Annotated in this window: 11 protein-coding genes; 3 read left to right on the top strand and 8 right to left on the bottom strand. The window is 72.9% G+C overall.

Translation table 11 applies throughout. The features are described 5' to 3' along the window. Positions 1-30 precede the first annotated feature (30 nt). From AB0D49_RS10770 to mshC, 3 genes are all read left to right on the top strand, one after another. The gene (locus AB0D49_RS10770; protein ID WP_362754170.1) at positions 31-621 is read left to right on the top strand and encodes a DUF3090 domain-containing protein; all 591 of its coding nucleotides are present in this window, start codon (positions 31-33) and stop codon (positions 619-621) included. Beyond that, on the top strand, positions 585-1,439 hold the full coding sequence (locus AB0D49_RS10765) for an SCO1664 family protein (protein WP_362754167.1): 855 nt from the start codon (positions 585-587) through the stop codon (positions 1,437-1,439). The genes AB0D49_RS10770 and AB0D49_RS10765 overlap by 37 nt, the downstream gene beginning before the upstream one ends. 740 nt (positions 1,440-2,179) lie before the next feature. Further along, the gene (gene mshC, locus AB0D49_RS10760; protein ID WP_362754164.1) at positions 2,180-3,409 is read left to right on the top strand and encodes a cysteine--1-D-myo-inosityl 2-amino-2-deoxy-alpha-D-glucopyranoside ligase; all 1,230 of its coding nucleotides are present in this window, start codon (positions 2,180-2,182) and stop codon (positions 3,407-3,409) included. 68 nt (positions 3,410-3,477) lie between these two features. On the opposite strand, the gene AB0D49_RS10755 is transcribed toward mshC, so the two are convergent. The 8 genes from AB0D49_RS10755 to AB0D49_RS10720 all read right to left on the bottom strand — a co-directional run bounded on the left by AB0D49_RS10755 (position 3,478) and on the right by AB0D49_RS10720 (position 13,284). Further along, a complete protein-coding gene (locus AB0D49_RS10755) occupies positions 3,478-4,407 on the bottom strand; it encodes a PAC2 family protein (RefSeq protein WP_362754161.1) in 930 nt (309 codons plus the stop codon). 177 nt (positions 4,408-4,584) lie between these two features. Beyond that, entirely contained in the window at positions 4,585-5,256 is a 672-nt protein-coding gene (locus AB0D49_RS10750) for a FadR/GntR family transcriptional regulator (RefSeq protein ID WP_362754158.1), read from the bottom strand. A 176-nt stretch (positions 5,257-5,432) separates the two neighbouring features. Continuing rightward, positions 5,433-6,203: a nucleoside phosphorylase gene (locus AB0D49_RS10745; RefSeq protein ID WP_362754155.1), complete on the bottom strand. Its 771-nt coding sequence runs from the start codon at positions 6,201-6,203 to the stop codon at positions 5,433-5,435. A gap of 94 nt (positions 6,204-6,297) precedes the next feature. Continuing rightward, positions 6,298-6,750 carry a phospholipase gene (locus tag AB0D49_RS10740; RefSeq protein ID WP_362754152.1) on the bottom strand — a complete coding sequence of 151 codons (453 nt, stop codon included), beginning with the start codon at positions 6,748-6,750 and terminating at the stop codon, positions 6,298-6,300. A 769-nt stretch (positions 6,751-7,519) separates the two neighbouring features. Continuing rightward, complete coding sequence (locus AB0D49_RS10735; protein WP_362754149.1) at positions 7,520-9,136, bottom strand: glycerol-3-phosphate dehydrogenase/oxidase; 1,617 nt, start codon at positions 9,134-9,136, stop codon at positions 7,520-7,522. Between the two features lie 180 nt (positions 9,137-9,316). Then, the gene (gene glpK / locus AB0D49_RS10730) at positions 9,317-10,855 is read right to left on the bottom strand and encodes a glycerol kinase GlpK (protein WP_362754146.1); all 1,539 of its coding nucleotides are present in this window, start codon (positions 10,853-10,855) and stop codon (positions 9,317-9,319) included. Positions 10,856-11,022: 167 nt separating this feature from the next. After that, complete coding sequence (locus tag AB0D49_RS10725) at positions 11,023-11,814, bottom strand: MIP/aquaporin family protein (RefSeq protein WP_362754143.1); 792 nt, start codon at positions 11,812-11,814, stop codon at positions 11,023-11,025. A 705-nt stretch (positions 11,815-12,519) separates the two neighbouring features. Further along, positions 12,520-13,284, bottom strand: coding sequence for an IclR family transcriptional regulator (locus AB0D49_RS10720; RefSeq protein ID WP_362754140.1), 765 nt, complete (start codon positions 13,282-13,284; stop codon positions 12,520-12,522). Between the last annotated feature and the right edge of the window lie 365 nt (positions 13,285-13,649).

The raw sequence follows: 13,649 nt of genomic DNA, 5'->3' as shown, positions 1-13,649 counted from the left end.
TTCCCCACCCCGACTGCTCTGGAGCTGGACGTGTCCCGTCAGGTGTTCCTCTACGACCCACCGGACCGCTTCGTGGCCGGTACCGTCGGGCTGCCCGGACGCCGTACGTTCTTCCTCCAGGCCACCGCCGGCCCCCGCGTGACCAGCGTGGCCCTGGAGAAGACCCAGGTCGCCGCCCTCGCCGAACGCATGGACGAACTGCTGGACGAGGTCGTCCGGCGCAGCGGCGGCAGCGCCTCCGTCCCGGCCGTGGCACCCGCGGAGGTCTCCGACACCGGCCCCCTGGACACGCCCGTCGAGGAGGAGTTCCGCGTCGGCACCATGGCCCTGGCCTGGGACGGCGAGGAACAGCGCATGATCGTCGAGGCGCAGGCGCTGGTCGAGCTGGACGCCGAGTCCGAGGAGGACCTCGCCGAGGCCGAGGAACGGCTCCTCCAGGACGAGGAGAACGGGCCCCCGATGCTGCGGGTCCGGCTCACCGGCGCCCAGGCCCGCGCGTTCGCCAAACGCGCCCTGGACGTCGTCAACGCCGGCCGGCCGCCGTGCCCCCTGTGCAGCCTGCCGCTCGACCCGGAGGGACATGTATGTCCGCGCCAGAACGGATACCGCCGCGGAGCATGACCGACGTGGGACCCCCCGGCACCACTCCCGCGCCCCCGGACGCCGCGCTGCTCACCGAGGGTGAGCTGACGGTACGCGGCCGTATCCGGGACGCCTCCAACGCCGCCCTCTACTGCACCGTCGCCCACGCGGGCCGCGAGGCCGCCTGCGTGTACAAACCGGTCGCCGGTGAACGCCCGCTGTGGGACTTCCCCGACGGCACGCTCGCCCAGCGCGAGGTCGCCGCCTACGAGGTCGCCGCCGCCACCGGCTGGGACCTGGTCCCGCCGACCGTGCTCCGCGACGGCCCCTACGGCGAGGGCATGGTCCAACTGTGGATCGAGGGCACCCCCGACACCGAACTGCTCGCCCTGGTGGACGCCGAGGAGCCCGCGCCCGGCTGGAAGGCCATCGGCCGCGCCGAGGTCGCCGAGGACCGCACGGCCCTGCTGGTGCACGCCGACGACCCCCGCCTGCGCCGCCTCGCCGTCCTGGACGCGGTGATCAACAACGCCGACCGCAAGGGCGGCCACCTCCTGCCCACCGCCGACGGCCATCTCTACGGCATCGACCACGGCGTCACCTTCCACACCGAGGACAAGCTGCGCACCCTGCTGTGGGGCTGGGCGGGCGAGCCCCTGCCCGCCGAGGCGCTGGACGCCCTGCGCCGCCTCCAGGACGACCTGAAGCCCGGCGGCGGCCTCGCCGGACGCCTCGCCGCCCTCATCACCCCCGCCGAGCTGGACGCGACCCGCGCACGGGTCGACGCCCTGCTGACGACCGGCGTCCACCCCGCGCCCGGCGGGGAGTGGCCCGCGATTCCCTGGCCGCCGGTGTAGCCGAGCGGGCGCGCTGTGGTGGGGGGCGCCGGTCATGTGCGGTGCGGGTGGGCTGCGCGGGGCGGGTCCTCTGCCGTGTCCTGCATCGCCGGGTGGCGTCGTCGTCGTAGGCCGGACCGCGCGGGGTGGGCTCCGGGCCTCGCGTGGGGAGGCTGGGTGCCGGTTCCGTAGGCCGGGCCGCGTGGGTGCTGGCCCCGTGCCCCGGACCGCGCTGGGTGTGGATCCCGTGTACCGGGCTGCGGACCTCCTTCCCGTACGCCGGACCGCATGGGTGTGGGTCCCGTGCCCCGGGCCGCGCGGAGCTTCGTCCCGTACGCCGGACCGCGCGGGTGTCGGTCCCGGGCCCCGGACCACGCGGGCGGCCCCCCTCCCGTATCCCCGACCGCGCGGGGACTGGTTCCGTACGCCGGGCCGCGCGGACCCCCCCCGCCCCGTGCCCCGGGCCGCGCGGAGCCTCGCCCCGTACGCCTGACCGCGCGGAGCCTCGTCCCGTACGCCGGCCCGCGTGGGTGTCGGTCCCCTACCCCCGAACGCGCGGAGCCTCGTCCCCTACGCCGGACCGCGCGGACCCCGGTCCCCGAACGCGCGAACCCCGTCCCGTATCCCCGGCCACCGCTCCCGTAGCGCGCCCCCGTCCCGCCCCCCCCCGCATATCGGCGCACCCCGCGCAAGACCGCCGTACCGGCCATCCGGCCTGGTCCGGTTCGTATGCGGAAGTGTCGTCCGGTTAGGCTCACGTCATGCATGCCTGGCCCGCTTCCGAGGTCCCCGCCCTGCCTGGTCAGGGCCGCGACCTGAGGATTCACGACACCGCGACCGGCGGCCTCGTCACCCTCGACCCCGGTCCCGTCGCCCGTATATACGTCTGCGGCATCACGCCGTACGACGCGACCCACATGGGTCACGCGGCGACCTACAACGCGTTCGACCTCGTGCAGCGCGTATGGCTCGACACCAAGCGCCAGGTCCACTATGTCCAGAACGTGACTGACGTCGACGATCCGCTGCTGGAGCGGGCCCAGCGCGACGGCCTCGACTGGACCGCCCTCGCCGAGCAGGAGACGACCCTCTTCCGCGAGGACATGACCGCCCTGCGGATGCTGCCGCCCCAGCACTACATAGGCGCGGTGGAGGCCATACCCGGCATCGTCCCGCTCGTCGAACGGCTGCGCGACCTCGGCGCCGCCTACGAACTCGACGGTGACATCTACTTCTCCGTGGAGTCCGACCCCCGCTTCGGCCAGGTCTCCCACCTCGACGCCACCGCCATGCGGCTGCTGTCCGCCGAGCGCGGCGGCGACCCCGACCGCCCCGGCAAGAAGAACCCCCTCGACCCGATGCTGTGGATGGCCGCCCGGGACGGCGAACCCCGCTGGGACGGCGGTTCCCTCGGCCCCGGCAGACCCGGCTGGCACATCGAGTGCGTCGCCATCGCCCTCGACCACCTCGGCATGGGCTTCGACGTCCAGGGCGGCGGCTCCGACCTCGCCTTCCCGCACCACGAGATGGGCGCCTCCCACGCCCAGGTCCTCACCGGCGAGCACCCCATGGCCAAGGCGTATGTGCACGCCGGGATGGTCGGGCTGAACGGCGAGAAGATGTCGAAGTCCAAGGGCAACCTGGTCTTCGTCTCCCAGCTCCGCCGGGACGGCGTCGACCCCGCCGCCATCCGCCTCGCCCTGCTCGCCCACCACTACCGCGCCGACTGGGAGTGGACCGACCAGGTCCTCGCCGACGCCGTGGCCCGCCTGGCGCGCTGGCGCGCCGCGGTCTCCCGGCCCGACGGCCCGTCCGCCGACGCCCTGGTCGACGAGGTCCGCGCGGCCCTCGCCCACGACCTGGACGCCCCGGCCGCGCTGGCCGCCGTCGACCGCTGGGCCGCGCTCCAGGAGGAGACGGGCGGCACGGACGAGGGCGCCCCCGGCGTCGTCTCCCGCACGGTGGACGCGCTCCTCGGGGTCGCCCTCTAGGCACCGGACACGGCACCGGACACGACAGCGGGGCGCACCCGTGAGGGCGCGCCCCGCTGCCGTCCCGCTCAGTCCTCCGACGACTCGTCGTCGTCCGGCGACGACTTCGGCGGCTTCGGCGGACGGGTCCTCTCGCCCGGCGTGGGCGGCCCCACCCCACCGTCCCGGCGCCGCAGATACCGCTCGAACTCCCGCGCGATGGCCTCACCCGACGCCTCCGGCAGCTCCGCGGTGTCCCGCGCCTCCTCCAGCGTCTGCACGTACTCCGCGACCTCGCTGTCCTCCGCCGCCAGCTGGTCCACCCCGACCTGCCAGGCCCGCGCGTCCTCGGCCAGCTCACCGAGCGGAATCCGCACGTCGATCAGGTCCTCCAGCCGGTTGAGCAGCGCCAGCGTCGCCTTCGGGTTCGGCGGCTGCGACACGTAGTGCGGCACGGCCGCCCACAGCGACACCGCCGGGACACCCGCGTGCGTGCACGCCTCCTGGAGCACTCCGACGATCCCCGTCGGGCCCTCGTACTTGGTCTCCTCCAGGTCCATGCGCTGCGCCAGGTCCGCGTCGGACGTGGTGCCGCTGATCGGGACCGGGCGGGTGTGCGGGGTGTCGCCGAGCAGCGCGCCCAGGATCACGACCAGCTCGACCCCCAGTTCGTGCGCGAAGCCCAGCAGCTCGTTGCAGAACGAGCGCCAGCGCATCGACGGTTCGATGCCGCGGACCAGTACCAGATCGCGCGGTTTGTCCCCGCCGACCCGCACCACCGACAACCGGGTCGTCGGCCATGTGATCTTGCGCACCCCGGCGTCCATCCACACCGTGGGGCGGTTCACCTGGAAGTCGTAGTAGTCCTCGGCGTCCAGCGCCGCGAACACCTCGCCCTTCCATTCCCGCTCCAGATGCGCGACCGCGGTGGAAGCGGCGTCGCCGGCATCGTTCCAGCCCTCGAACGCGGCCACCATCACTGGGTCGATCAGCTCGGGAACCCCCTCCAGCTCGATCACCCAGCGCCTCCTTCCGACATGCCCTCGCCTGACCACCCAACCTTACGGCGTGCGGCGGGGGCGCCCGCAGCCCCCTTGCACGGGGCAGTGAACGGATCACTGCCCCGCCCGCCACCCCGGAACACCCGCAGAACAGCTCTGCGAATCATCCGAGCACCGGCGTACGCGGGAGGGCGGTCAGAGGGTCGAGCGCAGCCACTGCTCCACGCTCGCGATGTGCACGGTCGCCCACGAGCGGGCCGCCTCCGCGTCCCGGTCGCGCAGCGCCGCCAGGATCGCCCGGTGCTCGCGCAGGGTGCGGGCGACCGCGTCCTCCTGGGTCAGCCCGCGCCAGATCCGGGCCCTGGTGGTGGGCCCGGACAGACCGTCCAGCAGCGAGCACAGCACCGAGTTCCCGGACTCCTGCACGATCCCGCGGTGGAACTCCAGATCGGCGGCGACCAGTTCCTCCACCGAGGGCGCCTCGCCCAGCGCGTCCAACTGGGCGGCCAGCGCGTCCAGCCGCGGCGCGCCGATCCGCGCGGCGGCCAGCGCGGTCGCGGCCGGCTCCAGGATGCGGCGCACGGCGAGGAACTCCAGGACGGTGTCGTCCCGGTGGAAGTCCACGACGAAACTCAGCGCCTCCAGCAGCAGCTGCGGGTCCAGACTGGTGACATATGTGCCGTCCCCCTGGCGGACGTCCAGGATGCGGATCAGTGACAGGGCCCGCACCGCCTCGCGCAGCGAGTTGCGCGACAGTCCCAGCTCGGCCGCCAGCTCGCTCTCCTTGGGCAGCCGGTCGCCGGGCCGCAGCGCGCCGGAGACGATCATTCCCTTGATCTTCTCGATCGCCTCGTCGGTGACCGCCATCGCCCCGCCTCCCGCCAGCCCGGACCCTGGTCAGACAGCCGAAAGACATCGGATGTCTCACCGTCATTATGCGCGGTCCGGCGGACGGACGGGCAGGGGGACGAACCCGCCCGGCGCACGCCTACGACGGCGGCGCGGGCGCCGGCGAAGGTGGCGGGGCGGGGGCGGCCGGGGGCTCAGCCTTCCTCGCCGCCGGGCCCCCGACCGCTCTCCGCCAGCAGCCGCAGCGCCTCAAGGCTCACCACCGCGCCGCGCGCCACACCCGTCTCCACGACCTCGCGGTGCGGGTCGTACGCCCCGGTCGCGCGGTCGTCGGCGAGTTCGTCGGCGTTGACGCCGTCGATCACCAGGACGCCGCCCGCGACCAGGCCGCGCAGCGAGGCGGTGATCAGCAGCGCCGACAGCTCCATCTCGATCGCGGCCAGGCCCGCGCCCTCGTAGCCGGTCAGCGGGATCAGGCCGGGCTGGAACGCCGCCCGGGTCCAGACGATGCCCCGGTGGTAAGGGGCGGCCGTCTCCCGCGCGGCCCGCTCCAGCGCGAGCACCGCCTCGGGCGCGGCCACGGCCGGATACTCCGGGGGCAGCAGCTGTCCGGTCACCCCGTCGTCGCGTACCGCGGCTTCCGCGATCACCAGATCGCCGTCGGCGACACCGGGGCGCATCGCGCCCGCCGTGCCGAACCGGAGGAACGTACGCACGCCCGCGTCCGCCATCTCCTGGAAGAGCAGGATCGCGCCGGGCCCGCCGATCCCGTGCGAGGCGACGGCGACGGGGAGCCCCTTCCAGGTTCCGGCGAACACCCGGTACTCACGGTGGTACGACACCTCCCGCGCGTCCTCCAGCAGCGCGGCGACGGCCGCGGCGCGCGCCGGGTCGCCGACGACGACCGCGTGGGACGGCAGCCCGGTGCGGGGTATGCGGGTCAGTGGCTGGAGGTCCTGCGGCATACGACGGCTCCCAGGGTGCGGGCGGCGGATCGGGCGGCGTCGCGATCATACGAACCGCCCCGCCCGGTACCCGCACCCCGGGTCCGCGCGGGCGTCAGCCGAAGGCGCGCACGGCCTGGTAGTAGGTCCAGGCGGTGCTGTTGCAGGCGGCCTTGGACGCGCCGCCGTAGCCGTTGCAGACGCGCTTGAGGTCTTCGTAGAACGCGCTGTCGAGACGGGCCTTGTTGGCGCTGAAGGAGCCGGCCGCCTTGTAGTTGCGGTAGCCGAAGTCGTGGCGGGCGCAGGACGTGGCGAACGGGAAGCCGAAGGGGTTGTCGGGGGAGGACGAGCAGTAGTCGGTGGTCCAGTCGAACTGGTAGGCGGACCAGGCCGCCTGGTTGGCACGGGCGGCGGTCCAGGCGTTGTGGCTGGACGCGCTGGTCTGGGTCCAGCTGGACAGGACCTGGGGCTTGTCGGCGGGCGCGGCGGTGGCGCTGGTGGCGGTCGCGGCGACGGTGATCACGGCCAGGGCCGAGGCGGCGAGACCGGTGGCGAGTCTGCGGTGCATCCCACACCTCCATGAGACTGCGGCCCGTCCGGTGGACCGCAGGTTCATGACAAGATGATTGACGCCTCATCAATGTCGTTACACCGCCGGTGCTCCAATACGCCGTGAACTCTCCCGCGCGCCCGGCGATCGGGGGATGAACGGAGGGGTGATCACCTGTGAGCCGGGGTGCGCGGGCAGACGGAAGGGGCGGCTCCGCCGCGGGAACCGCCCCTTGGGGGACGTAGGCATGGGACGGCGTTTCGGGTCGGGATGTCTGCGACTGCTGCTTCAGCGACGCGCCTGTACGGCGGCTTCCTGAGCCCAGCCCTGTACGGCGGCTTCCTGAGCCGCGCCCTGTACGGCGGCTTCCCGGCGCCGGTCAAAGGCGACCGCTTCCCGGGTGCCTGCGGCGGCTTCCTGAGCGCCGCTCCCATACGGCGGCCCCCGGGTGCCGCGCACATGCGCCCGCTTCCCGGGTGTCTGCCGCGGTTTCCCAAGTGCCGCCCCTATGTGGCGGCTTACCGTGCCCGCCCCTATGTGGCGGCTTCCCCGGCCCCGCCCGTGCGTGACCGCTTCCGAGCCCCGCCCACAAGCGCCCGACATGGGCGCCCGACATACGAGCCCGCCCCGGGAGCGTGCCTAGGCGGCCGACACCTGGGAGCGTGCCTACGGGGCCGACACCCGGGAGCCCGCCAACTCGGCCGGCGCCCCGGGAGGGAGCCCGTCCGCGCGGCCGTCTCCCAGGTGCCGTACCTACGTGCCGCCGTCCTCCGTCGAGCCGCCCCCTCTACCTCGCGTCGAGTACGTCCCCCACCCGCGCCCGGATCTCGTCCGTCGCCAGACCGCGGATCGTCAGGGTCGTACGGCGGCGCAGTACATCGTCCGCGGTCTCGGCCCACTCGTGGTCGCGGGCCCAGACCACCTGGGCCCAGATCTCGGGCGCGTCGGGGTGGACACGGCGGGCCAGCTCGGGGTTCTCGTTGGCGAGCCGGGCGATGTCGAAGGCCAGCGAGCCGTAATGGGTCGCCAGGTGCCTCGCCGTGTCGGCGGCCATCCGCGGGCCCGGCGCCGGGCCGTCGGCCAGCAGCCGGTGGGCGACCGCGCGCGGACTGGCGACACCGGGCAGCGGCAGCTTGCGCGGCAGCCGCGAGACCGGCTCGAAGTCCTCGCCGAGCGGATGACCCGGCAGCGACTCCAGCTTGCGCATCACGGTCCGGCCGATGTGCCGGAACGTCGTCCACTTGCCGCCCGCCACCGACAGCATCCCGCCCGGACCCTCGCTCACCACGGTCTCCCGCTTGGCCTTCGCGGTGTCGCCGGGCCCGCCCGGCAGCACCCGCAGCCCGGCGAAGGAGTAGGTGATCAGCTCCCGGCTCAGCTGCCGGTCCCGGACCGAGAACGCGGCCTCGTCCAGGATCTGCGTGACGTCCCGCTCGGTGACGGCCACGTCCGCCGGGTCGCCCTCGAACTCCTCGTCCGTGGTGCCCAGCAGCAGCATGTCCTCCCAGGGCAGGGCGAACGTGATCCGGTACTTGTCGATCGGGGTGGCCAGCGCCGCCTTCCACGGAGCCGTCCGCTTGAGCACCAGATGGGCGCCCTTGGACAGCCGGATGGACGGGGCCGCCGCCGGGTCCTCCATCCGGCGCAGATGGTCCACCCATGGCCCGGTCGCGTTCAGCACCAGCCGGGCGTCGACCCCGAACTCGTCGCCGGAGAGCCGGTCCCTCAGTTCGGCGCCCGTCACCCGCCCCCGGGTGAAGCGCAGCCCGGTCACCTCGGCGTGGTTGAGGACGACCGCGCCCGCCTCGACCGCCGCGCGGACCGTCATCAGCGCCATCCGGGCGTCGTTCATCTGGTCGTCGCCGTACACGGCCACGGCCCTGAGGTCCTCGGTGCGCAGCTCCGGCACGTCCCGCGCCGCCTTGGCGGGGGAGAGGAGATGGCCCACGCCGTCACCGAACGCGGACAGCGCCGAGTACGCGAAGACGCCCGCGCCGAGCTTCGCCGCGCCATGTGGGCCGCCCTTGTAGACCGGGAGGTAGAACGTCAGCGGGTTCGCCAGGTGCGGGGCGATCTGGCGGGAGACCGCACGCCGCTCGAAGTGGTTCTCCGCGACCAGCTTCACGGCGCCGGTCTGGAGGTAGCGCAGCCCGCCGTGCAGCAGCTTGGAGGAGGCGGAGGAGGTGGCTCCGGCGAAGTCCCCGGCGTCGACCAGCGCCACCCGCAGTCCGGACTGCGCGGCGTGCCAGGCGGTGGAGATACCGAGGATGCCGCCGCCGACGACCAGCAGGTCGTACGACGCTCTGGCCAGCTGGTCGCGGGTCTCGGCACGGCTCGGGTTCGCCCCGGAGGCCGGGCGGGTCCCCAGCGCGGGCACGGACGGAAGGATGGACTGACTGGTCATGCGGGGTTCCCACTCCTCACCTGAGACCGGGGCGGGACCGGGGTACCGGCCCGCCCTGGTGCTCGTCGGCTCACAACGGCCCGCGAAGGCCCCCGTTCAGGACCCTTCGCAGACCTGCGTTCAGCTCACGCCGGCTGCCGTCGGCTCACGTCGGCCGACGGCAGCGCTCGTCAGCTCTCGTCAGCTCTCGTCTTCGAGCCAGCCCATGGTCCGCTCCACGGCCTTGAGCCAGCTCTTGTACTCCCGCTCACGCGTCTCCGCGTCCATGCGGGGCGTCCACTCGGCGGCCCGGCGCCAGTTGGCGCGCAGATCGTCGGTGTTGTTCCAGAAGCCGACGGCCAGACCGGCGGCGTAGGCGGCGCCCAGGCAGGTGGTCTCGGCGACCATGGGGCGCACCACGGGCGCGTCCAGCACGTCGGAGAGGGTCTGCATGAGCAGGTTGTTGGAGGTCATGCCGCCGTCGACCTTGAGCGTGGTCAGCTCCACGCCCGAGTCCTTCGTCATGGCGTCCGCGATCTCCCGGGTCTGCCAGGCGGTGGCCTCCAGCACGGCACGGGCCAGATGCGCCTTGGTGACGTACCGGGTGAGTCCGGCGATCACCCCGCGCGCGTCGGAGCGCCAGTAGGGGGCGAACAGCCCGGAGAACGCGGGGACGAAGTAGGCGCCGCCATTGTCCTCGACACTGAGCGCCAGCGTCTCGATCTCGGCGGCCGTCGAGATCAGCCCCATCTGGTCGCGCATCCACTGCACCAGCGAGCCGGTGACCGCGATCGACCCCTCCAGGGCGTAGACCGTGTCCTGGTCGCCGATCTTGTAGCCGACGGTGGTCAGCAGCCCGCTGTAGGAGTTGATGATCTTCTCACCGGTGTTCATCACCATGAACGTGCCGGTGCCGTACGTCGACTTGGTCTCGCCCTCGGCGAAACAGGTCTGGCCGAACAGGGCGGCCTGCTGGTCGCCGAGCGCGGACGCCACCGGGATGCCGCCGAGCAGCTCGCCGAGGCGCCCGCCGGTGATCTCGCCGTACACCTCGGAGGAGGAGTGGATCTCCGGGAGCATCGACAGCGGGACGCCGATGGACTCGGCGATCTTCGGGTCCCAGGCCATGGTGTGCAGGTTCATCAGCATCGTGCGCGAGGCGTTGGTGACGTCGGTGACGTGCTTGCCGCCGTTCACCCCGCCGGTCAGGTTCCAGATGACCCAGGTGTCCATGGTGCCGAAGAGGATGTCGCCGGCCTCGGCGCGCTCCTGGAGACCGGGCACGTTGTCCAGCAGCCAGCGGGCCTTGGGGCCGGCGAAGTAGGAGGCGAGCGGGAGGCCGGTCTCCCGGCGGAACCGGTCCTGGCCGACGTTGCGCCCCAGCTCCCGGCAGAGCGCGTCGGTACGGGTGTCCTGCCAGACGATGGCGTGGTGGACCGGCTCACCGGTGTTCTTGTCCCACAGCACGGTGGTCTCGCGCTGGTTGGTGATACCGATGGCCAGGATGTCGTCACGGGTGATGCCGGCCTTCTCGACCGCCCCGGCGACCACCTCCTGGACGTTGGTCCAGATCTCGGTGGCGTCGTGCTCGACCCAGCCGGGCTTGGGGAAGATCTGCTCGTGCTCCTTCTGGTCGACGGAGACGATCCGGCCGTCCCGGTCGAAGACGATGCAGCGCGAGGACGTGGTGCCCTGGTCGATGGCGGCGATGAAGGGTCCGGCGGTGTGGGCGTCGGTCACGGTGTGCTCCTGGGGGTTCCGTGGGCGGGGGCTGCTGCCACCCGGTCCGGCTGGGACTGCTGGTGCCCGCTGCGGCTCTGGTCCGATGCGGCTGATACCCGGTACGGACGGGTCCGTGCGCTCGGCTCGGCGCGCGCGGGTCAGCGAGGTCGGCTCACGCGGTCCGCTCAGTGCGGGAACGCCGCGTTGAAGAGTCCGGCCGCCGCCGCGGCGCCGATCAGCGGACCGACCACCGGAATCCAGGCGTAGCTCCAGTCGGAGCCGCCCTTGTTCGGCAGCGGCAGCAGGGCGTGCACGATCCGCGGACCGAGGTCGCGGGCCGGGTTGATGGCGTACCCGGTCGGACCACCGAGGGACAGACCGATGGCGACCACGACGAAGGCGGTGATCAGACCGCCGAGGATGCTGAGGCCGTTGCCGTTGTCGTTCAGACCCTGTGTCAGGATCGCGATGAGCAGCACGAACGTGCCGATGATCTCGGTGGCGAGGTTCATCCACACATTGCGCACCTCGGGGCCGGTGGAGAAGATGCCGAGCACCGGGCCTGCACCCCGCTCCCGGGCCTCCAGGGCCTTGTCCGCCTTGGGGACCGGCTCGCCGACGATCTCACGGTCGGTGAGATGGGCCTGGAACTGGCCGTAGTACGCGACCCAGGTGAGCACCGCGCCGATCATGGCGCCGAGCACCTGACCGCCCCAGTAGATCGGCAGGTCGCTCCACTTGCCGTCCTCGATGGTGAGCGCGAGGGTCACGGCCGGGTTGAGGTGGGCGCCGGAGAGCGGCGCCGAGACGTAGACCGCCGTCATGACGGCGAAGCCCCATCCCAAGGTGATGGCGACCCAGCCGGCGCCGCGCGCCTTCGACGCCTTGAGGGTGACGGCGGCGACTACGCCGGCACCGAGCAGGATGAGCAGGGCGGTACCTATGGTCTCGCCGATGAAGATGTCGGAGCTGGACACCCGCGACTCCTTTGTCCTTCGTCCAGGGGAAGCAGAACCCCTTCATCCCTTTCCGGGGTCCGTCGGCCCGCCAGGTCACCACACTCTAACGCGTATTGCCGGTAGGTGTTCGACAATGCCGACCGATGGACGCGAGTCTTGCTTCGGGTCCCGCATCCGTCAAGGGTTCTGTTATCGGAAGCGTGATCGTTATTGATCGGCTCCGATTATCAATCTGCGGTGAGATCTGACCCCCTTTCGGGGGATTTGTTGATTTCAGGGTAGGGCGAAGCCTGGAAGTCGACCTGTCGACTCGGGCGGGCACCGGGGCGGTGACGCCGGGGGCCGGGGCTGTCGGGCCAGGCGTCGAGGCCGGCGCTGTGGCGCCGGGTACGGCAGCGGCTCCCGGTACGGCTGTGGCGCCCGCCCGGCCCTGTGCGGACTGGACGCGTGTCCTCCGGTACGGGGGCCCCGCCGGCGCGGGAGCCGTGTCGGTACGGGAGCCCCGCCGATACGGGAGCCCTCCGGTGCGGAAGCCCCGCCTGAGGGGCCCGCCCTCAGGAACCCGCCCCCAAGGAGCCCGCTATCAGAAGTCCGCCCCAGGAGCGGTCCGGCCCAGAGCGCCCCGCCCTCAAGGAGCCCGCCATCAGAAGCCCGCCCCAGAGAGCGCCCCGCCCCAGGAGCGCGCCCGCCCCTAGAAGCCCCCAAAAGCCCCCGAGACGCCCCCTAGAAGCGTCCCGCCCCCAGATCCCGGGACACCGCCCGCGCACAGTCCCGTACCGCCGCGATCAGCTCCGGCCGCAGCTCCCCGCCGCGCGCCAGCCGCTCCACCGCGCCCGTGATGCCCACCGCCCCGACCGGCATCCGCCGCCGGTCGTGGATCGGCGCGGCGATCGACGCCACGCCCTCCCAGGTCTCCTCGACGTCCGCCGCGTACCCGCGCGCCCGCGTCAGGTCCAGCAGCTCCTCGAAGCCCGCCGCGTCACACACCGTGCGGTCGGTGAACGGCTTGCGCTCGCTCTCCAGCGCCTCGCTGTGCGCCACCGGGTCGTACGCCGACAGGACCTTGCCCAGCGCCGTGGAGTGCAGCGGCTGCATGGCGCCGATCTCCAGCACCTGCCGGCTGTCGTCCGGCCGGAACACGTGGTGCACGATCAGCACCCCGTGCTGGTGCAGCACCCCGAGATGGACGCTCTCGCCGCTGGAGCGGGCCAGGTCGTCGGTCCACACCAGGGCCCGCGCCCGCAGCTCGTGCACATCGAGATAGGTGGTGCCCAGCCGCAGCAGCTCCGCGCCCAGCTGATAGCGCCCCGACGCCTCGTCCTGCTCCACGAACCCCTCCAGCTGGAGGGTGCGCAGGATGCCGTGCGCGGTGCCCTTGGCGAGGCCCAGCGAGGAGGCGATGTCCGACAGGCCGAGCCGTCGCTCGCCGCCCGCGAGCAACCGCAGCATCGCCGCGGCCCGCTCCAGCGACTGGATGTTCCGTGCCATCGCCGTCCTGCCTCCGTCCGTTCCCCTCGGCCCCATAGACCCCGCGTGCGCCTGGTGGCCCCGCGTGCGCCTGGTGGCCCCGCGTGCGCCTGGTGACCCCGTGCGCCACTGTCCGGTGCCCCTCCGGTGCCGCCCTCTGGCGCCGCCCTCTGGTGCCGCTGCCCTGGTGCCGCGTCCGGTGCCGCCGATCGGCCCCGTCGGGGCGCCGCCCGCCGCCGTCCACCGCCCGGGGCGCCTTTTCGGCCCTGCGGGACGGCTGTCCAGCCATCGTTCGGCATTGTCGAACAGTATCGTTCCGTACCGACCTCCCGCCAACGCTCGGCGGGGACGTGTCGGTACGCCCGTCCGTCACTTCGGTGCATATC

It is taken from the genome of Streptomyces sp. NPDC048290 (assembly GCF_040652095.1).
Lineage (GTDB): Bacteria > Actinomycetota > Actinomycetes > Streptomycetales > Streptomycetaceae > Streptomyces.
This window is presented reverse-complemented; position numbering and strand designations above follow the sequence as displayed.

What these genes read in the sequence shown, in the direction of transcription:
- AB0D49_RS10765 (WP_362754167.1), top strand. Translation starts at nt 585, where the DNA reads ATGTCCGCGCCAGAACGGATACCGCCGCGGAGCATGACCGACGTGGGA.
- mshC (WP_362754164.1), top strand. Translation starts at nt 2,180, where the DNA reads ATGCATGCCTGGCCCGCTTCCGAGGTCCCCGCCCTGCCTGGTCAGGGC.
- AB0D49_RS10750 (WP_362754158.1), bottom strand. Translation starts at nt 5,256, where the DNA reads ATGGCGGTCACCGACGAGGCGATCGAGAAGATCAAGGGAATGATCGTC.
- AB0D49_RS10745 (WP_362754155.1), bottom strand. Translation starts at nt 6,203, where the DNA reads ATGCCGCAGGACCTCCAGCCACTGACCCGCATACCCCGCACCGGGCTG.
- AB0D49_RS10740 (WP_362754152.1), bottom strand. Translation starts at nt 6,750, where the DNA reads ATGCACCGCAGACTCGCCACCGGTCTCGCCGCCTCGGCCCTGGCCGTG.
- AB0D49_RS10735 (WP_362754149.1), bottom strand. Translation starts at nt 9,136, where the DNA reads ATGACCAGTCAGTCCATCCTTCCGTCCGTGCCCGCGCTGGGGACCCGC.
- AB0D49_RS10720 (WP_362754140.1), bottom strand. Translation starts at nt 13,284, where the DNA reads ATGGCACGGAACATCCAGTCGCTGGAGCGGGCCGCGGCGATGCTGCGG.